Annotated in this window: 20 protein-coding genes; 16 read left to right on the top strand and 4 right to left on the bottom strand. The window is 70.2% G+C overall.

The annotated features are described in order from the left end of the window. Window positions 1–6 precede the first annotated feature (6 nt). Window positions 7–1,242 carry a tryptophan synthase subunit beta gene (trpB, locus tag FIU88_RS02080; protein WP_152477993.1) on the bottom strand — a complete coding sequence of 412 codons (1,236 nt, stop codon included), beginning with the start codon at window positions 1,240–1,242 and terminating at the stop codon, window positions 7–9. Window positions 1,243–1,360: 118 nt separating this feature from the next. Here trpB and FIU88_RS02075 point away from each other — a divergent pair, with 118 nt between their 5' ends. Next, window positions 1,361–2,260, top strand: a complete 900-nt coding sequence (locus FIU88_RS02075; RefSeq protein WP_016855156.1) for a LysR family transcriptional regulator — start codon at window positions 1,361–1,363, stop codon at window positions 2,258–2,260. Between the two features lie 106 nt (window positions 2,261–2,366). On the opposite strand, the gene FIU88_RS02070 is transcribed toward FIU88_RS02075, so the two are convergent. Both FIU88_RS02070 and FIU88_RS02065 read right to left on the bottom strand, forming a co-directional pair. Continuing rightward, on the bottom strand, window positions 2,367–2,723 hold the full coding sequence (locus tag FIU88_RS02070) for a hypothetical protein (protein ID WP_253742680.1): 357 nt from the start codon (window positions 2,721–2,723) through the stop codon (window positions 2,367–2,369). Window positions 2,724–2,955: 232 nt separating this feature from the next. Beyond that, a complete protein-coding gene (locus tag FIU88_RS02065; protein ID WP_152477992.1) occupies window positions 2,956–3,750 on the bottom strand; it encodes an inositol monophosphatase family protein in 795 nt (264 codons plus the stop codon). A 145-nt stretch (window positions 3,751–3,895) separates the two neighbouring features. Between FIU88_RS02065 and trmJ the strand changes: the two genes are divergently transcribed. The 14 genes from trmJ to der all read left to right on the top strand — a co-directional run bounded on the left by trmJ (window position 3,896) and on the right by der (window position 17,221). Continuing rightward, window positions 3,896–4,678, top strand: a complete 783-nt coding sequence (trmJ, locus tag FIU88_RS02060) for a tRNA (cytosine(32)/uridine(32)-2'-O)-methyltransferase TrmJ (RefSeq protein ID WP_152477991.1) — start codon at window positions 3,896–3,898, stop codon at window positions 4,676–4,678. A gap of 126 nt (window positions 4,679–4,804) precedes the next feature. Then, window positions 4,805–5,689, top strand: a complete 885-nt coding sequence (cysE, locus tag FIU88_RS02055; RefSeq protein WP_016855160.1) for a serine O-acetyltransferase — start codon at window positions 4,805–4,807, stop codon at window positions 5,687–5,689. Window positions 5,690–5,795: 106 nt separating this feature from the next. Then, the gene (locus FIU88_RS02050; RefSeq protein WP_016855161.1) at window positions 5,796–6,266 is read left to right on the top strand and encodes an Rrf2 family transcriptional regulator; all 471 of its coding nucleotides are present in this window, start codon (window positions 5,796–5,798) and stop codon (window positions 6,264–6,266) included. A 21-nt stretch (window positions 6,267–6,287) separates the two neighbouring features. After that, complete coding sequence (locus tag FIU88_RS02045) at window positions 6,288–7,436, top strand: aminotransferase class V-fold PLP-dependent enzyme (RefSeq protein ID WP_152477990.1); 1,149 nt, start codon at window positions 6,288–6,290, stop codon at window positions 7,434–7,436. A 62-nt stretch (window positions 7,437–7,498) separates the two neighbouring features. Then, the gene (locus tag FIU88_RS02040) at window positions 7,499–7,825 is read left to right on the top strand and encodes an iron-sulfur cluster assembly accessory protein (RefSeq protein ID WP_016855163.1); all 327 of its coding nucleotides are present in this window, start codon (window positions 7,499–7,501) and stop codon (window positions 7,823–7,825) included. Between the two features lie 166 nt (window positions 7,826–7,991). Beyond that, window positions 7,992–8,417 carry a nucleoside-diphosphate kinase gene (gene ndk, locus FIU88_RS02035; protein WP_035593920.1) on the top strand — a complete coding sequence of 142 codons (426 nt, stop codon included), beginning with the start codon at window positions 7,992–7,994 and terminating at the stop codon, window positions 8,415–8,417. A gap of 169 nt (window positions 8,418–8,586) precedes the next feature. Continuing rightward, window positions 8,587–9,714: a 23S rRNA (adenine(2503)-C(2))-methyltransferase RlmN gene (gene rlmN / locus FIU88_RS02030; RefSeq protein ID WP_016855165.1), complete on the top strand. Its 1,128-nt coding sequence runs from the start codon at window positions 8,587–8,589 to the stop codon at window positions 9,712–9,714. A gap of 101 nt (window positions 9,715–9,815) precedes the next feature. After that, window positions 9,816–10,535: a type IV pilus biogenesis/stability protein PilW gene (gene pilW / locus FIU88_RS02025; RefSeq protein WP_016855166.1), complete on the top strand. Its 720-nt coding sequence runs from the start codon at window positions 9,816–9,818 to the stop codon at window positions 10,533–10,535. A gap of 29 nt (window positions 10,536–10,564) precedes the next feature. Continuing rightward, window positions 10,565–11,554: a RodZ domain-containing protein gene (locus FIU88_RS02020; RefSeq protein ID WP_152477989.1), complete on the top strand. Its 990-nt coding sequence runs from the start codon at window positions 10,565–10,567 to the stop codon at window positions 11,552–11,554. A gap of 8 nt (window positions 11,555–11,562) precedes the next feature. Next, entirely contained in the window at window positions 11,563–12,678 is a 1,116-nt protein-coding gene (gene ispG / locus FIU88_RS02015; RefSeq protein ID WP_152477988.1) for a flavodoxin-dependent (E)-4-hydroxy-3-methylbut-2-enyl-diphosphate synthase, read from the top strand. A gap of 23 nt (window positions 12,679–12,701) precedes the next feature. Next, complete coding sequence (gene hisS / locus FIU88_RS02010; protein ID WP_016855169.1) at window positions 12,702–13,991, top strand: histidine--tRNA ligase; 1,290 nt, start codon at window positions 12,702–12,704, stop codon at window positions 13,989–13,991. A 37-nt stretch (window positions 13,992–14,028) separates the two neighbouring features. After that, entirely contained in the window at window positions 14,029–14,676 is a 648-nt protein-coding gene (locus FIU88_RS02005; protein ID WP_337587460.1) for a tetratricopeptide repeat protein, read from the top strand. Next, window positions 14,673–15,821, top strand: a complete 1,149-nt coding sequence (gene bamB, locus FIU88_RS02000; protein ID WP_016855171.1) for an outer membrane protein assembly factor BamB — start codon at window positions 14,673–14,675, stop codon at window positions 15,819–15,821. The genes FIU88_RS02005 and bamB overlap by 4 nt, the downstream gene beginning before the upstream one ends. Beyond that, window positions 15,818–17,221, top strand: coding sequence for a ribosome biogenesis GTPase Der (gene der, locus FIU88_RS01995; protein ID WP_016855172.1), 1,404 nt, complete (start codon window positions 15,818–15,820; stop codon window positions 17,219–17,221). The genes bamB and der overlap by 4 nt, the downstream gene beginning before the upstream one ends. 184 nt (window positions 17,222–17,405) lie before the next feature. Here der and FIU88_RS01990 read toward each other — a convergent pair whose 3' ends face one another. After that, window positions 17,406–18,290 (bottom strand): ATP-binding protein, encoded by an 885-nt coding sequence (locus FIU88_RS01990; RefSeq protein WP_152477987.1) that lies wholly within the window; start codon window positions 18,288–18,290, stop codon window positions 17,406–17,408. A gap of 118 nt (window positions 18,291–18,408) precedes the next feature. Between FIU88_RS01990 and FIU88_RS01985 the strand changes: the two genes are divergently transcribed. Continuing rightward, window positions 18,409–19,200 (top strand): M48 family metallopeptidase, encoded by a 792-nt coding sequence (locus tag FIU88_RS01985; RefSeq protein ID WP_016855174.1) that lies wholly within the window; start codon window positions 18,409–18,411, stop codon window positions 19,198–19,200. The last annotated feature ends 37 nt before the right edge of the window (window positions 19,201–19,237 follow it).

The raw sequence follows: 19,237 nt of genomic DNA, 5'->3' as shown, positions 1-19,237 counted from the left end.
CTCTCCTCATTCTGCCGGTGCGTCGTCTGCCAGCTCGTCGGCCAGGCGTTCGGTGACGGTGGTCATGTCCTTGTCGCCGCGCCCGCTCAGGTTCAGCACCATCACGTGGTCCTCGGGCAGCGTCGGCGCCAGCTTGATCGCATGGGCGATGGCGTGGGACGACTCCAGCGCCGGGATGATGCCTTCCAGGCGGCACAGGGTCTTGAAGGCGTCCAGCGCCTCGTCGTCGGTCACGGCGACGTATTCGGCGCGGCCGACCTCGTGCAGCCAGGCGTGTTCGGGGCCGATGCCCGGATAGTCGAGGCCCGCCGAGATCGAGTGCGCGTCGGTGATCTGGCCCTCGGCGGACTGCAGCAGGAAGGTGCGGTTGCCGTGCAGCACGCCGGGGCTGCCGCCCTGCAGGCTGGCCGCGTGCTTGCCGGTCTCCAGCCCTTCGCCGGCGGCTTCCACGCCGATCAGGCGCACGCCCTCGTCCTCGAGGAAGGGGTGGAACAGGCCCATGGCGTTGGAGCCGCCGCCGATGCAGGCCACCAGCGAATCGGGCAGCCGCCCCTCCTTCTCGGCGAGCTGCTCGCGCGCCTCCTGGCCGATCACGGACTGGAAGTCGCGCACCATGGCCGGATACGGGTGCGGGCCGGCCACGGTGCCGATGATGTAGAAGGTGTCCGCGACGTTGGTCACCCAGTCGCGCAGGGCGTCGTTCATCGCGTCCTTCAGGGTGCCGGTGCCGCTGGTCACCGGGATCACCTTGGCGCCCAGCAGCTTCATGCGCTGCACGTTGGGCTGCTGGCGATCGATGTCGGTGCTGCCCATGTAGATGATGCATTCCATGCCGAAGCGGGCCGCCACGGTGGCGGTGGCCACGCCGTGCATGCCGGCGCCGGTCTCGGCGATGATGCGCCGCTTGCCCATGCGCCGGGCCAGCAGCACCTGGCCGATGCAATTGTTGATCTTGTGTGCGCCGGTATGCATCAGGTCTTCGCGCTTGAGATAGATCCGCGCGCCACCGAGCGCCTCGGTCAGCCGCTCGGCGAGGTACAGCGGGCTCTCGCGACCGATGTAGTCGCGGCGCAGCGCGTCCAGCTCGGCGTGGAACTCGGGATCCTGCTTGGCCGACGCGTAGGCTTCCTGCAGCTCGAGGATCAGCGGCATCAGGGTTTCGGCGACGAAGCGGCCACCGAAGCGGCCGAAGAAGCCATCGGCATCGGGGGCGATCTCGGCGGTGGGGTGTGGCAGACCCATGGTGACGACTCCTGACGATCAGTGGGGAATGGCCACCACGATAAATCGCGCCGCCCCCTGTGATAAGCGATCATTGCTCGCTAATCTGTGAGAAAAGCTGACATGTCAGGAGCCCGCCTTGAGTGATCGACTGCCCTCGCTGAATGCCCTGCGCGCCTTCGACGAGACGGCCCGCACGCTGAGCGTCACGCGCGCCGCCGAGGCGCTTCACGTCACCCATGGGGCGGTCAGCCGCCAGCTCAAGCAGCTCGAGGAACAGCTCGGCGTGACGCTGTTCCGGCGCCAGGGCCGCGGCCTGGCGCTGACCCAGGAGGGCGAGCTGCTGCGTGCCTCGACCTCACAGGCCTTCGAGCGCCTCGGCCAGGCCTGCACCCAGCTGCGCCGGCGCGCCTCGGAGGCGCCGCTGGTGCTCGGCTGCCCGGGCAGCTTCCTGGCCCGCTGGTTCATTCCCCGGCTGGATCGGCTGAAGGCCCAGTGCCCGGAGCTGAACCTGCACCTGACCGCCGACGAGGAGGTGGCCGGCCGGCTCGGTACCGACGTCGACGCCGTGCTGCGCTTCGCCGAGCCGCCCTGGCCCGACGGGGTGCGGGTGGTCGAGCTGGCGCCGGAACGCATGGGGCCGGTGCTGGCGCCGGAGCGGCTCGACGCGCCCGCCTCCGATGCCCCCCCACCCGCCGCCGACCTGACCACACTGCCGATGCTGCACACCCGGTCGCGGCCCCAGGCCTGGTCGCAGTGGTTCGCGGCCAGGGGGCTGGACCCCGCGACGATGCGCCACGACCAGTCCTTCGAGCACCTCCACTACATGCTCGAGGCGGCACTGGTGGGCCTGGGCGTGGCCATCGCGCCGTCCTACCTGGTGGAGGAGGACCTGCGCACCGGCCGGCTGATCGCGCCCTGGGGCTTCATCGAGACCCCGGCCCGGCTCGGGCTGTGGCTGCCGGCGGGCGCCCCGCGGCGGGACATCGATCGGCTGATCGAGTGGCTGAGGCAGGAACTGGCCCGCGCCACCCACTGACGAGGCAGCCTCGCCCGCCAGGCAGCAAAAAGCCCCCGGGGTCGCCGGGGGCTTCTCGGTCCGCGTGCCGCCGGGTGGGCGGCGTCGGGGGTCGCCCGGGGAATGCCTAGGCGACGCCCTGCGCCTCGTCGGCCGCATCGGGGGCGAAGACTTCGCGGGCATGATGATAGAGCACCCCGGCGTAGCCGTTGCGCTGCATCACCTTGAGGATCTTGGCCGGATTCTCGTCGGCCAGGGCGCGACGCAGCTTGTCCTGCTGCTCGTCGTCCAGCGCCTCGTGCCAGTGGTAGGGCTCGCCATTCGCGCTGGCCGCCTCGGCGCGACGGATCAGGTCCATCTCGACCCGGCCGCCGTAGCGGTACAGCAGGTCATAGCCTTCCTGGAGGTGCAGGGCCGGCACGTCACACGGCTTCTCCAGGCTTTCCAGCACGTTGTAGTAGTAATAGCTGAGCGGTTCCATCATCACTCCTCTCGCGAATGAGGGGCATGGCCCGGCCGGGGGAGAGCGGGTGGCCGGGGTGCATGGAGCCGGGGCGAAAATGCCGCCGACCTCCCCAAAGCTACACCCAGTGACGCGCGCAAAACAGTCTCGAGAACGTCATACTTCTGTCGCTGTTGCCCGGAAACGCGAGACGCCCCCGCGGCAAGGCCGCGGGGGCGTCTCGATATCCGCCGACGTCGTCAGGCGCCGAGGCTCAGAAGTGCGGCTTGAGCTGCTTCAACAGAGCCTTGAACATCCGCGGCCCGGCGGCCATCAGCTGACCGTCGGTGGTCACCGAGGGCTGGCCGTCCGGCGTGCCCTGCAGGGCACCGGTCTCCTTGAGCAGCAGCGAGCCGACCAGCAGGTCCTGCTCGTCGATGCCCATCACGAAGGCGGCGTCGACGCGGCCGGCGGCCAGCTCGGCGAGATCCAGCAGGCCGCAGCCGGAGGCGCGCATCAGGTCCACCTGCGGCGCCAGCTGCTGGGTGACGGTCAGGTAGGAAGGCAGCTGGCGCTCGCGGACCCAGCTCTCCGGCAGGCTCATGGCGATGCGGGAGCCGGGAATCGCGGTGGCCTTGGAGACGCGCAGGCGCTTGCCGTTGAGCTGGGCACCGCGGCCGCGGCTGGCCAGGTACTCGTCATCGCTGAAGGGGCAGATCACCACCGCATGCTCCGGGCGGCCCTTGACCAGGCACACCAGCGACAGCGCGAAGCTCGGCGCGGCGACGGCCAGGTTGGAATAGCCGTGGAAGGGTTCGATGCGCCACAGCACGTCGGCGCCCTCGCCTTCGCCGGCGCGGTGCGGCGTGTAGCGGCCGACGACGCCGTGCTGGGGGTAGCCACGGGAGAGCTGGCGGGTGATCAGCGCCTCGGCGTTGCGGGCGGTGTCCTCGAGCAGCTTGTCGAGATTGTGTTCTTCGTGGGCGTTCTCGATACGCTCACGGATACGCAGAAACTGTTCGCCGGCGCTGCGTGCGGCACGCAGGGCGTACTGGACCATCGGATGCATGATCGGGCCTTGGGGAGTCGGTGGTGTTAAAGAACGGAGATCGGCGCGCATCCTAGCAGAAGCACGGGTGCCGCGCCACGCAAAGCCGCGCCATGCTAGACTCTCGCTCCTCCACCATCGACGCAATACCAGGCAGGCTCTCCCCATGCTCGAGCGCATCCGCATCGTCCTGATCGGCACCAGCCATCCCGGCAACATCGGCGGCACCGCCCGCGCCATGCACAACATGGGCCTGGCGGACCTGGCCCTGGTGGCGCCGCGCTGCGAGCCGCTCACCGCCGATACCGTCTCCCGCGCCTCCGGCGCCGATGCGCTGGTCCACGCCGCCCGCACCGTGGAGACCCTGGAGGAGGCGGTCGCCGACTGCACCCTGGTGGTCGGTGCCAGCGCCCGCTCGCGCACCCTCCCCTGGCCGATGATCACGCCCCGCGCGCTGGGCGAGCGGCTGCCCGAGGAGCTGGCCGCCGCGGACGGCCGCGTGGCGCTGGTCTTCGGTCGCGAGGACAGCGGCCTGACCAACGCCGAGCTGCAGCGCTGCCACGCCCACGTGCACATCCCCACCAACCCGGACTTCAGCTCGCTGAACCTGGCCGCGGCGGTGCAGGTGCTGGCCTACGAGTGCCGGCTGGCGTGGATGGCACACGGCGAGGCGCCGGCGGAGAAGGACGACGCCCAGCCGCTGGCCAGCCACGAGGAGCTGGAGCACTACTTCACGCACCTCGAGCGCACCCTGATCGCGATCGGCTTCCATGACCCGGCCCAGCCCCGCCAGCTGATGGCGCGGCTGCGTCGCTTCACGCTGCGCGCTCGCCCGGAGCGCATGGAGCTCAACATCCTGCGCGGCATCCTCTCGAACACCGAGAAGCTCGCCCGGCCGGAGCAGCCGGCCACCGGCGAGCGCGCCTCGCGCGGGCCCGAGGGCGACTGACGCGATGCCGGGGCGCGGCGGGCCACGGCTTGAAGCCGGCCCGCCGCACCCCCACTATTAACAGGTTACCGCTCCCGTTCGGCCGCTTGCCCCGCAACGCCTGGCTCTTCAACCAAGGACCGCCGCATGTTTCAACGTCTGCGCGAAGACATCAACAGCGTATTCGACCGTGACCCGGCGGCGCGCAACTTCCTGGAAGTGCTCACCAACTATCCCGGACTGCACGCCCTGCTCGTCCATCGGCTCAGCCACCGGCTGTGGCAGAAGAACCTCAAGTGGCTGGCGCGCACCCTGTCGAGCCTGGCGCGCTGGTTCACCGGCATCGAGATCCACCCCGGGGCGACCATCGGCCGGCGCTTCTTCATCGACCACGGCATGGGCGTGGTGATCGGCGAGACCGCCGAGGTCGGCGACGACGTCACCCTCTACCAGGGCGTGACCCTGGGCGGCACCAGCTGGAACAAGGGCAAGCGCCACCCGACCCTGGAGGACGGCGTGATCGTCGGCGCCGGGGCCAAGATCCTCGGCCCGTTCACCGTCGGCGCCGGGGCCAAGGTCGGCTCCAACGCCGTGATCACCAAGGAGGTGCCGACCGGCGCCACCGTGGTCGGCATCCCCGGCAAGGTGGTCAAGCGCGACGAGCCCGACACCGTCACCCCGCTCGAGGTCGATCCCGAGCGCCGCGAGGCCATGCGCCGCAAGTTCGGCTTCGACGCCTACGGCGTCAGCCAGGACATGCCGGACCCGGTGGCCCGCTCGATGCAGGCCATGCTCGATCACATGCACGCGGTGGACGAGCGCCTCGAGCGCATGTGCACCACCCTGCGCCACATCGACGCCGGCTTCCGCGACAGCCACCTGCCCGAGCTGCGCGACGAGGACTTCGCCAATATCCTCGCCGACGTCGACAGCTGCTGCGGCCCGCAGCAGGACGACAAGGACGCGGACGAACGGGACGACGCCGACGGCGAGCGGCGGGAGCGCGCCGCCCGCCACCGCCAGAATGGTTGACCGCCATACTCGGGTTTCCCCATAATATTGACCCGATCCGACGCCGCCGGAATCGGCCCGCCTCGCGGCTGGCCGAGCGCCGCGCCGGCCCCGAGGTAATGCCCCCATGCGCCTGACCACCAAGGGACGCTACGCCGTCACCGCCATGCTCGACCTGGCCATGCACGCCGACGAGGGTCCGACCAGCCTCGCCGACATCTCGCGTCGCCAGGAAATCTCGCTGTCCTATCTCGAGCAGCTGTTCGCCCGCCTGCGGCGCGGCGGCCTGGTGGACAGCGTGCGTGGTCCGGGCGGCGGCTACCTGCTGGCGCTGGCGCCGGACGCCATCTCGGTGGCCCGGGTGATCGATGCGGTCAACGAATCGGTGGACGCCACCCGCTGCGGCGGGCTGTCGGACTGTCAGCAGGGCGACACCTGCCTGACCCACCATCTGTGGAACGAGCTGTCCGACCAGATTCACGGCTACCTCGAAGGCGTGACCCTGGGCCAGCTGGCCGGTCGCGAGGCCTTCCAGCGCATCGCCGAACGCCAGCGGCGCCGCCTCGACGACGACCAGATCCCCACCGTCTCGCCCTGAACCCCTTACCGGTCCGATTCCATGAGCGCATCCGTCTACCTCGATTATGCCGCCACCACCCCCGTCGACCCGCGGGTCGCCGAGGTGATGAGCCGCTATCTGACCCTGGAAGGCACCTTCGCCAACCCGGCTTCGCGCAGCCACATGCCCGGCTGGCAGGCCGAACAGGCGGTGGAGAGCGCGCGCCGCCAGGTCGCCGACCTGATCGGCGCCGACCCGCGCGAGATCGTCTGGACCAGCGGCGCCACCGAGGCCGACAACCTGGCGCTGACCGGCTACCTGCGTGCCAATCGCGAGCGCGGCCGTCATCTGGTGACCTCCACCATCGAGCACAAGGCCGTGGTCGACACCGCCCATGCGCTCGAGCGGGAAGGCTTCGAGGTGACCTGGCTTGAGCCCGAGCGCGACGGCCGCATCACCCCCGAGGCGCTGCGGGGCGCCATGCGCGAGGACACCGTGCTGGTGTCGCTGATGGCGGTGAACAACGAGCTCGGCACCCTCAACGACATCGCCGCGCTGGCCGAGGTCGCCCACGCCGGCGGCGCGGTCTTCCACACCGATGCCGCCCAGGCCACCGGCCGCATCGCCCTCGACGTGACGGCCCAGGGCATCGACCTGATGTCTCTGTCCGGGCACAAGGCCTACGGCCCCAAGGGGGTCGGCGCGCTCTACGTGAAGCGCGACCCGGACCTGCGCCTCGAGGCGCTGATCCACGGCGGCGGCCACGAGCGCGGCATGCGCTCGGGCACCCTGCCGACCCATCAGATCGCCGGCATGGGCGAGGCCTTCGCCATCGCCGGCCGCGAGGGCGAGGACGACCAGGCCCGCATCACCACCCTGCGCGACCGCTTCCTGGCCGGGCTCGAGGACCTCGAGGGCGTGCACCGCAACACCGCCAGCGCCCAGGCGGTGCCCAACATCCTCAACCTGGCCTTCGAGGGCGTCGACGGCGAGTCGCTGCTGATGGCGCTGCGCGAGATCGCGCTGTCCACCGGCTCGGCCTGCAACTCCGCCAGCGTCGAGCCGTCCTATGTCCTGAAGGGCATCGGCGTGCCGCGCCGCCTGGCGCTGGCCTCACTACGCTTCAGCTTCGGCCGCTTCACCACCGAGGCCGACATCGACCGCACCCTGGAGGCCCTGCGCCACGCCCTGACCGGGCTGCGCCGCTGACGGCAGGCACGGCCCACGCCGGTTTGCCGTCGACGAACCTCCGATTCCGCAGGAGAACCACAATGGCGACACTTTCGATCACCACCGCCGCCGCCGACCAGATCCGCCGGGTGCTCGACGAGCGCGGCCACGGCCTGGGCCTGCGGGTCTCGGTCAAGCCCAGCGGCTGCTCCGGCTACAGCTACGTGCTCGACTTCGCCGACGAGGCGGCGGGCGACGACATCATCGTCGAGGAGCACGGCGTGAGGGTCTACGTGGCCCCGGACGCGCTGGAAGTGCTCGACGGCAGCGAGGTGGACTACGTCTCGGAGGGGCTCAACCGCTACTTCCGCTTCAACAATCCCAACGTCAAGGACGAGTGCGGCTGCGGCGAAAGCTTCAGCGTCTGAGCCCGCCGCGCGATTGTCCATCGCCGCTCGGGGACGGTATACTCTGCGCCCAATTCGGCGCCCGGCGCCGAGATGACTCTTTACTCCGGCCTCGCGCCACCCCGGCCCTCCCGGGGTGGCGCGAGGCCGTCAACGCTCGTGACGTCCCAGACTGGAGAACGCACCCATGGCTACTGAACGCACCCTGTCCATCATCAAGCCCGATGCCGTCGCCAAGAACGCCATCGGCGAGATCGAGAGCCGCTTCGAGAAGGCCGGCCTGAAGATCGTTGCCGCCAAGATGCTGCAGCTGTCCCAGGAGCAGGCCGAAGGCTTCTACGCCGAGCACAGCGAGCGTCCGTTCTTCGGCGCCCTGGTCGGCTTCATGACCTCCGGCCCGGTCGTCGTGCAGGTGCTGGAAGGCGAGAACGCCATCGCCGCCAACCGCGACCTGATGGGCGCCACCAACCCGAAGGAAGCCGAAGCCGGCACCATCCGCGCCGACTTCGCCGAGTCCATCGACGCCAACGCCGTCCACGGTTCCGACTCTCCGGAATCCGCGGCCCGCGAAATCGCGTACTTCTTCGAAGACAGCGAGATCTGCTCCCGCTAAGGGAAGCCGATTCGTCGCGGCGCGCGCGCCTCGATGACCCACGCCGGCCGTTCCCGGCCGGCCTCATGGCCGCCGCGCCCTGAATCGACTCTTCCCCGGGCAGCCTCACTGCCGCGCGGGGGCCTCTTCCGGCCCCCGCACCCAGCCCCACCGACGCCGCTGACCGCCCATGACCGACACCACCGCACCCCAACGCTCCAATCTGCTCGGCATGACGCGCGAGGAGATGGAAGCCTTCTTCCTGTCCATCGGCGAGAAGAAGTTCCGCGCCGCCCAGGTGATGAAGTGGATTCACCACGAGGGCTGCGACGACTTCGCGTCCATGACCAACCTGTCCAAGGCGCTGCGCACGCGTCTCGAGGAAGTCGCCGAGATCCGCGGCCCCGGCGTGGTCTACGAGGGCACCTCCAGCGATGGCACCCGCAAGTGGGTGCTGGAAGTGGAGGACGGCAGCTACGTGGAAACCGTGCTGATCCCCGCCGAGAACGGCAAGCGCCGCACCCTGTGTGTCTCGTCCCAGGTCGGCTGCTCGCTGGACTGCAGCTTCTGCTCCACCGGCAAGCAGGGCTTCCAGCGCAACCTCACCGCCGCCGAGATCATCGGCCAGGTGTGGGTCGCCAGCAACAGCTTCGGCCCGCGCAAGGACACCGCCAATCGTCCGGTCACCAACGTGGTGATGATGGGCATGGGCGAACCGCTACTGAATTACGACAACGTCGTGCCGGCCATGAAGCTGATGCTCGACGACAACGGCTACAGCCTCTCCAAGCGCCGCGTCACGCTCTCCACCTCGGGCGTGGTGCCGATGCTCGACCGCCTCGGCGACGAGCTCGACGTGAGCCTGGCCATCTCGCTGCACGCCGCCAACGACGAGCTGCGCAACGAGCTGGTGCCGCTCAACCGCAAGTACGACATCCGCACCCTGCTCGACGCCTGCCAGCGCTACCTGGGCAAGTGCGACGACACCCGCGTGGTGACCATCGAGTACACCCTGATCAAGGACGTCAACGATCAGCAGCAGCACGCCCGGGAGCTCGCCGAGCTGCTCAAGGAGCTGCCGTGCAAGATCAACCTGATCCCGTTCAATCCGTTCCCGCACTCGGGCTACGAGAAGCCGTCGCGCAACCAGACCATGCGTTTCCAGCAGTGGCTGGCCGACCTGGGCTACACCGCCCCGGTCCGCTCCACCCGCGGCGATGACATCGACGCCGCCTGCGGCCAGCTGGTGGGCCGGGTCAAGGATCGCACCAAGCGCCACGCGCGCTACATCCAGTCGATCCAGATCGACGCCGACTGAGCTCCGGGAGCGCCTTGACTTCAACCGGGCACGACGCTTTGATGGTCGGGCCTTTTTCACCAACGGCCGACAGGCCCGTGCCGCCGCCCAGCGAGGATGCCATGACACGCCGCCCGCCCGGTTTCCGACAGTTATCCGTCACCGTCGTCCTGGCGAGCGCCCTCTGGCTGACCGGCTGTGCCACCCAGCCCGGCGCGACCACGCCCGCGGCCGAGAGCGGCGATCCCGTCGCCGCCTATACCCGGCTCGGCACCGCCTACCTGGAGCGCAACAACCTGCCTCGCGCGCTGTCGGCCCTGGACCGCGCCCTGGAGATCGATGCCGATGCCCCCGAGGCGCTGCAGGCCATGGCCATCGTCTACCAGCGCCAGGGCGAGGACGCGCTCGCCGACGAGACCTTCCGGCGGGCGCTCGACGCCGACCCCGACCTGACACGGGCGCGCAACAACTATGCCGCCTTCCTGTATGATCAGGGGCGCATCCGCGAGGCCTGCCACCAGCTCGAGCAGGCCGCCGCCGATACCCAGTACGCCAATCGCGCCCAGCTGTTCACCAACCTTGGCCAGTGCCAGCGACGGCTCGGCGACGTCGAGGCCGCCCGCCGCAGCCTGCAGCGGGCCCAGAGCATCGATCCGCGGCGCGCGGACAGCTATCTTCGCCTCGCCCAGCTCGAAGTCGACCAGGGCCGCTACGCGATCGCCGAGCAGCAGCTCGAGAGCTACCTGCGCCTGGCCGGCCCCTCGCCGGCGACGCGGCAGCTGTCGGCGGACCTGGCGGGCGCGCGTGGCGGGCGGTCGGCGGTATCCGGTGACGCACCCTGACCCCGTTTTCCCATGAAGGATGCTACGCCATGAGCGACACCCCTTATTCGGAGCCCGACGTTGCCGCCTCGCCCGGCGAGCTGCTGCGCCGCCAGCGCGAAGCCATGGCGCTGTCGCGCGATGAGGTCGCCGAGGCCCTGAATCTGCGTCCGGCCGTGATCGACGGCCTGGAACGCGACGACTACGAAGAGGTGCCGATCGCCACCTATCGTCGTGGCTACCTGCGCAGCTACGCCAACCTGCTGGGCATCGACCCCGCGCCGGTGCTGGCCGCCTACCGGGCCCGCAGCGGCGGCGAGGAGCAGGAGAGCAAGGTCACCCCCGTGCACGTGGTCAACAAGCCGCCCTCTAAGCTCGGCGCCTGGCTGTTCCGGCTGGCCACCCTGCTGGTGATCGCCGGCATGGTCGGCCTGACCCTGATGTGGTGGCAGAGCCGCGGCGGCAGCGAGCCGCCCACGCCGGGCGACAACGCCCCGGTGGCGGTGGACAGCCTCGACGGCACCACCATCACCGAGGGCGGCGACGCCCCCGGCGACGAGCTCGACGAGCTCGACGAGCGCACCGGCGACTGGACCCAGGAGGTCGCCACCACCCGCGCCGAGGAGGCCGACGCCGGCACCGACGCCACCGACAGCGCGGGCGAGTCCGCCGCCGACGGCGACGGCGACGAGCCGGCCACCGCCGACGCCGACACCGATGTCGCGGCCGACGACAGCAGCGACGCCGACGACGGCAGCGAGACCGCCGCCGAGCCGGCCGCCGAGCCGTCCACAGACCCGGGGGTGCTGGAGCTGACCTTCAACGAGCAGTCCTGGACCGAGATCTTCGACGCCACCGACGCGCGCGTCTTCGTCGGCCTCCAGCAGCCCGGCACCTCGGCCACCGTCGAGGGCGAACCGCCCTTCCGCCTGACCGTCGGCAACGCCACCGGCGTCGAGCTGAGCTGGCGCGGCGAGCCCGTGGATCTGACCACGCGCACCGGCGCCAACAACGTCGCCCGTTTCACTCTGGGAGAATGAGTCCGACCATGCACGCTACATCGCCCATTACCCGTCGCCAGTCACGCCGCATCCATGTCGGCAAGGTGCCGGTCGGCGGCGGCGCCCCCATCTCCGTCCAGAGCATGACCAACACCGACACGCTCGACGTGGCGGCCACCGTGGCGCAGATCCGCCAGCTGGAAACGGCCGGCGCCGACATCGTGCGCGTCTCGGTGCCGACCATGGACGCCGCCGAGGCCTTCGGCCGCATCAAGCGCGAGGTCGACGTCCCGCTGGTCGCGGATATCCACTTCGACTACCGCATCGCCCTGCGCGTCGCCGAGCTCGGCGTCGACTGCCTGCGCATCAACCCCGGCAACATCGGCCGCGAGGACCGCGTCCAGGCCGTGGTCAGCGCCGCCCGCGACAACGGCATCCCGATCCGCATCGGCGTCAACGCCGGTTCGCTGGAGAAGGACCTGCAGAAGAAGTACGGCGAGCCGACCCCGGAAGCGCTGGTCGAGTCCGCGATGCGCCACATCGACCACCTCGAGCGCCTCGATTTCCCCGACTTCAAGGTCAGCGTCAAGGCCTCCGACGTGTTCATGGCCGTGGCCGCCTACCGCGATCTCGCCACCCGCATCGAGCAGCCGCTGCACCTCGGCATCACCGAGGCCGGGGGGCTGCGCTCGGGCACCGTCAAGTCGTCCATCGGCCTCGGCATGCTGCTGATGGACGGCATCGGCGACACCATCCGCGTGTCGCTGGCGGCCGATCCGGTCGAGGAGATCAAAGTCGGCTTCGACATGCTCAAGAGCCTGCGCCTGCGGGCCAAGGGCATCAACTTCGTCGCCTGCCCGAGCTGCTCGCGCCAGAACTTCGACGTCATCGGCACCATGAACGAACTCGAGGAACGCCTCGACGACGTGCTCACGCCGCTCGACGTCTCGGTCATCGGCTGCGTCGTCAACGGCCCGGGCGAGGCCAAGGAAAGCGACATCGGCCTGACCGGCGGCAGCCCCGCCAACCTCGTCTACATCGACGGCAAGCCCGCCAGCAAGCTGCGCAACGACCACCTGGTCGACGACCTCGAGCGGATGATCCGCGACAAGGTCCGCGAGAAAGAGCAAGCCGAGCAGGATGTCATCGCCCGGGACGCCTGAGGCGTACCGACAAGGAGCCAGCATTGAGCAAGAAGATCCAGGCCATTCGTGGCATGAACGACCTGCTGCCGGAGCAGTCCCCGCTGTGGCAGTACTTCGAGGGCCAGGTGCGCACCCTCATGAGCCGCTACGGCTATGACGAGATCCGCACCCCCATCGTCGAGCAGACCGCGCTGTTCAAGCGCTCCATCGGCGAGGTCACCGACATCGTCGAGAAGGAGATGTACACCTTCGAGGACCGCAACGGCGACAGCCTGACGCTGCGTCCCGAGGGCACCGCGAGCTGCGTGCGCGCCGCCATGGAGCATGGCCTGCTGCACAACCAGACCCAGCGGCTGTGGTACCAGGGCCCGATGTTCCGCCACGAGCGCCCGCAGAAGGGCCGCTACCGGCAGTTCCATCAGGTCGGCGTGGAGACCTTCGGCCTCGAGGGCCCGGACATCGACGCCGAGCTGATCCTGCTCTCGGCGCGGCTGTGGAAGCAGCTCGGCCTGTTCGAGCACGTCACCCTGGAGCTCAATTCCCTGGGCTCGCCGGAGGCGCGCGCCGCCTACCGCGACACCCTGGTGGCCTACTTCCAGCAGCACCTGGACGTGCTCGACGAGGACTCCCGCCGCCGGCTCGAGACCAACCCGCTGCGCATCCTCGACTCCAAGAACCCGGACATGGCCCCGATGTTGGCCGACGCGCCGCGGCTGATGGACCACCTGGACGAGGAATCGAAGCGGCACTTCGAGCGCCTGACCGCCATGCTCGACGCCGCCGGCATCGCCTATGTGGTCAACCCGCGGCTGGTCCGCGGCCTGGACTACTACTCGCGCACCGTCTTCGAGTGGACCACCACCGCGCTGGGCAGCCAGGGCACGGTGTGCGCCGGCGGCCGCTACGACGGCCTGGTCGAGCAGCTCGGCGGCAAGGCCGTGCCGGCGGTCGGCTTCGCCATGGGCATCGAGCGCCTGATCCTGCTGCTCGACACCCTGGACCTCGTGCCCGACGAGGCCCGCGGCGACCTGGACGTCTACCTGCTGCCGATGAGCGACGCCACCGAGTCGGCCGCCCTGCTGCTGGGCGAGCGCCTGCGCGAGGCGCGGCCCGAGCTCGGCGTGCAGCTGCACTGCGGCGGCGGCAGCTTCAAGAGCCGCATCAAGAAGGCCGACAAGAGCGGCGCCCGCCTGGCCCTGCTGCTGGGCGAGGACGAGCTGGCCGAGAACGCCGTGACGCTGAAGTTCCTGCGCGAGGACCGCGAACAGCAGCGCCTCGACCAGGACGCCCTCGCCGATACCCTCGCCTCCCTGCTGGCAGGCGACGCCTGACGCTCTGGAACCGACAAGGAGACCGCCCGTGGCGGAGATGAGAACGGAAGAAGAACAGGTCGAAGCGATCAAGCGCTGGTGGAAGGAGAACGGCACCTCGCTGATCGCCGGCGCGGCGATCGCCGCCGCCGGGGTCTTCGGCTGGAACGCCTGGCAGGACTACCAGACCGGCCAGGCCGAGGCGGCCTCGGCCACCTACCAGCAGGTGCTGACCCTGAGCAGCCAGGACAGCCTGGACGACGGCGCCCGCCAGCGCATCGACGAGCTGACGACGAGCCTGGTCGAGGATCACGGCGACAGCCTCTACGCCGACCTGGCGCGCCTGATGGACGCCCGCGTGGCCGTGGGCGCCGGCGAGCTGGACGCCGCCGAAGCCACCCTGGAGGCGCTGGTCGCCGAGGGCGACCGCCCCTACCTGCAGGGCGTGGCGCGGTTGCGCCTGGCGCGCCTGCAGCTGGCCGGCGACGACGCCGAGGCGGCGCTGGCGACCCTCGACGGCGACCTGCCGACCCCGCTGGCCGCCCAGCGCGCCGATATCCGCGGCGACGCCCATCTGGCGCTCGGCGACCGCGACGCCGCCCGCGAGGCCTGGCAGGAAGCCCTGAGCCTCTCCGAGACCGGCGACCAGCCGCTCTACGGCGTGCAACTCAAACTGGACGATCTGGGCGTCGAGGAGACCTCATGAGCAAGACCACACTCGCCATCGCCGCCACCGCCGCGCTCGGCCTGCTGACCGGCTGCGCCGGCCAGGTGGAGCCCGAGTATCCGCCCAAGGAGCTCGGCGACACCGCGGGCACCACCAGCGTCGAGACCCTGTGGGAAGGACAGGTCGGCGACGGCATCGGTCAGGGCGGCTATCCGCTGGCCCCGACCCGGGACGGCGACCTGCTGTTCGCCGCCGACCAGAGTGGCCTGGTCGAGGCCATCGACGCCGACAGCGGCGAGCCGCGCTGGCGCATCGAGCTCGATGCCGCCGCCTCCAGCGGCCTCACCGCCGTGGCCGGCCAGGTCTATCTCGGCACCCGCAACGGCGAGGTGCTGGCCCTCGACCAGTCCGACGGCGAGGTGCTGTGGCGCACCCGCGTCAACAGCGAGGTGCTGGCCGCGCCCCAGGCCAACCGCCAGCTGCTGGTGGTGCAGGCCGTGGACGGCAGCGTGACCGCCCTGGACCGCGAAAGCGGCGCCGAGCGCTGGGTCTACAGCGGCAGCCGCCCCGCCCTCACCCTGCGCAACACCGGCACCCCGCGGGTGATCGACCAGGTGACCTTCGCCGGCCTGGCCAACGGCCGCCTGGTCACCCTAGACAACCGCGGCGGCCAGCCGCTGTGGCAGCGCCGCATCGCCGTGCCCGAGGGCCGCAGCGAGATCGAGCGCCTGGTCGACCTGGCCGGCCAGCCGCTGCTGACCCAGGACGGCCGGCTGTTCGTGACCAGCTACAACGGCCGCCTGGCGGCCCTGCAGGCCACCACCGGCGAGATCCTCTGGGCCCGCGACATCTCCAGCTATCGCAGCCCGGTCATGGTCGGCGACTTCCTGTTCGTGGTCGACGAGGCCAGTCACGTGATCGCGCTCAACGCCGCCAGCGGCGAGACCCTGTGGCGGCTCGACGAGCTCGAGGGCCGCGAGCTGACCGACCCCGCCTTCGCCGACGGCCGCCTGGTGGTCGGCGACTTCGAGGGCTACCTTCACCTGATCGACGCCCGCGAAGGCGGCCTGGTCGGTCGCACCGAGATCGACGACGCCATCAGCGTGGCCCCGCTCACCGACGGCAAGCGCATCTACGCCCTGGCCGACGACGGCAGCCTCGAGGCCCTGGAACTGCAACCATGAATCCCGTGATCGCACTGGTCGGCCGCCCCAATGTGGGCAAGTCGACCCTCTTCAACCGCCTGACGCGCACCCGCGACGCCCTGGTGGCCGACTTCCCGGGCCTGACCCGGGATCGCAAGTACGGCAACGGCGCGCTCGGCGGCAAGGCCTATACGGTGATCGACACCGGCGGCATCAGCGGCGACGAGGAAGGCATCGACGCGGCCATGGCCGAGCAGTCGCTGCAGGCCATCGACGAGGCCGACATCGTGCTGTTCCTGGTCGACGGCCGCAGCGGGTTGAACGTGGCCGATGAAGCCATCGCCAACCACCTGCGCATCAACCAGAAGAAGACCTGGCTGGTGGTCAACAAGACCGACGGCCTGGAAGAGCACTCCGCCATGGCGGACTTCTGGCAGCTCGGCCTCGGCGATCCGCATCCGATCGCCGCCGCCCACGGCCGCAACGTCACCGCGCTGATCGACGAGGTGCTCACGCCCTTCCCCGAGCGCGACGCCGACATCCCGCTCGACACCGGCACCAAGGGCATTCGCATCGGCGTGATCGGCCGCCCCAACGTCGGCAAGTCGACGCTGGTCAATCGCCTGCTTGGCGAGGAGCGGGTGGTGGTCTTCGACGAGGCCGGCACCACCCGCGACGCCATCGAGATTCCCTTCGAGCGGCGCGGCGAGCCCTACGTGCTGGTCGACACCGCCGGCGTGCGGCGGCGCAAGAACGTCAGCCAGACCGCCGAGAAGTTCTCGATCATCAAGACCCTCGAGGCGATCAAGGAGTGCCATGTCGCCATCATGGTGCTCGACGCCCGTTCGGGCCTGGTGGAACAGGACCTGCACCTGCTCGACTACGTGCTGACCAGCGGCCGCGCCCTGGTGCTGGCGGTCAACAAGTGGGACGGCCTGGAGAGCGAGGCCAAGGACAAGATGCGCGCCCAGATCAAGCGCCGCCTGGGCTTCGCCGACTACGCCGACCTGCACTTCATCTCGGCACTGCACGGCACCGCGGTGGGCGATCTCTACCCGTCCATCGAGCGCGCCTTCGCCTCGGCCAACAGCCACTGGTCGACCAACCGCCTGACCAACATCCTGCACGACGCCGTGGAGCAGCATCCGGCGCCGATGATCCATGGCCGCCGCATCAAGCTGCGCATGGCCCACCAGGGCGGCAGCAACCCGCCGATCATCGTCGTGCACGGCAACCAGACCGAATCGCTGTCCGAGGCCTACAAGCGCTACCTGACCAACACCTTCCGCAAGGTGCTCAAGGTCCGCGGCACGCCGATGCGCTTCGAGTTCCGCTCGGGCAAGAACCCCTACGACCACATGGCCGGCGCCAGCGACCGCGAGAAGGCCAAGAAGCGCGAGCTCGACCGCACCAAGGAATCGCGCCGCGGTCGTCGCTGAGGTGTCGCCATCCGTCGACGCTCGACGCGCGGACGAATCTCGCCGATAGCGCAGACCGCCGGCCCTCGGGCCGGCGGTCTGCGTCTGTCCCCCCGAGGCGGTCGCCGCTGCTCGACCTGGCCCGGCAGATGGCCCGCACCGGCGACCTGCCGCAGGGCAGCGAGCTGGCGATCACGCCGGGCGATCAGCCTTGGTTATCGGAACCCTGATCGTAGAGGCGCTGGCGGCCGATCCACTGGCAGGCGAACTGCCAGGCCACCCGGCCGCTGCGTCCGCCGCGCAGGGTGGCGTAGCGCACCGCCTCGGCCCGCGCCTCGTCGCGCCAGTCATCCGCCTCGCCGAGGCGCCGCGTCCAGTGCTCGCAGGCCTCGAGGTAGGCGTCCTGGGAGAACGGATGGAAGGCCAGCCATAGCCCGAAGCGGTCGGACAGCGAGATCTTCTCCTCGACGGCGTCGCCGTGGTGGAGCTCCTCGCCGACCAGGCGGGTGGCGTCGTTGTCGGCCATCGACTCCGGCAGCAGGTGGCGGCGGTTGGAGGTGGCGTAGAGCAGCACGTTCTCGGGCGGGCCGGTCAGGGTGCCGTCGAGCACGCTCTTCAGCGCCTTGTAGGCGTCGTCGTTCTGCTCGAAGGAGAGATCGTCGCAATAGACCACGAAGCGGTGCGGCAGGTGGCGCAGCTGGGCCACCAGCGACGGCAGCGCGCCGAGATCGTGGCGATCCACCTGCACCAGCCGCAGCCCCTCGCCACCCAGGCCATTGAGCAGCGCCCGTACCAGCGACGACTTGCCGCTGCCCCGGGCGCCCCACAGCAGCGCGTGGTTGGCCGGATGACCGCGCAGGAAGGCGCGGGTATTGTCGACCAGCTGGCGCTTCTGACGCTCGATGCCGAGCAGGTCGTCGAGGGCCAGGGCGTCGCGCGGCGGCACCGGCACCAGCCGCCCGCCCAGGGCGTGGCGCTCCCACAGCGCGGCCACGTCGCGCGTCCAGTCGACCGCCTCGGCGGCCGGCGGCAGCCAGGGCTCGACGCGAGCCAGCAGCGACAGCAGGCGCTGCGACAATTCATCGTCCATGAGCGTCCTCCATGATTGCAGGTTTTGTGGTTGATCTTGCAGGCGTGGGGGGTATCTTGTGGCGAACCCTTATTCGCCGTCCAGTGGCCCTGCCACGGCCGGCCCCAGGAGGACTCCGATGCGCTGGATTCACTGTCTCGCCGTGGGCACGCTCAGCGTCGCCCTCGCCGCCTGCACCACCTCACCCACCGGGCGCTCGCAGCTGACCCTGATGTCAGACGATCAGCTCGACCAGATGGGCGCCCAGGCCTTCGCCCAGTATCAGCAGGACCGTACCACCGTGGACGGCGCCCCTTACCGGCTCGCGCAATGCATCACCCGGGAGATCGTCGCCACCCTGCCGGCCGAGCTGCAGCAGGAGAACTGGCAGGTGCGGGTGTTCGAGGACGACTCGGCCAACGCCTTCGCGCTGCCCGGCGGCTACGTGGGCGTGAACACCGGGCTGCTCGAGATCACCGAGAATCAGGACCAGCTGGCCGCGGTCATCGGCCACGAGATCGGCCACGTGCTGGCCCACCACGCCAACGAGCGCGCCTCGACCCAGAGCGCCACCAACCTCGGCCTCTCGGTGCTGTCCTCGGCCGCCGGCCTGGAAGGCGCCGGGGGTGAGCAGGTGATGGCGGCGCTGGGCATGGGCGCCCAGTACGGCATCCTGCTGCCCTTCTCGCGCAGCCACGAGAGCGAGGCCGACACCATCGGCCTGAAGCTGATGGCCGATGCCGGCTTCGACCCGCGGGCCAGCGTCGCGCTGTGGCAGAACATGGCCAACGCCGGCGGCGGCCAGCCGCCGGAGTGGATGTCCACCCACCCCAGCCACGGCAACCGCATCTCGGGGCTCGAGTCCGGCATGGACGAGGCGCTGCAGCGCTATCGGCAGGCCGGGCGGGCGCCGAACTGCGGACAGCCCTGAGTCAGCCCCCTTATCGAGCCACATGAAAACGCCCCGA

Origin of the sequence: Halomonas sp. THAF12 (assembly GCF_009363675.1) — a bacterium.
Taxonomy (GTDB): domain Bacteria; phylum Pseudomonadota; class Gammaproteobacteria; order Pseudomonadales; family Halomonadaceae; genus Halomonas; species Halomonas smyrnensis.
This window is presented reverse-complemented; position numbering and strand designations above follow the sequence as displayed.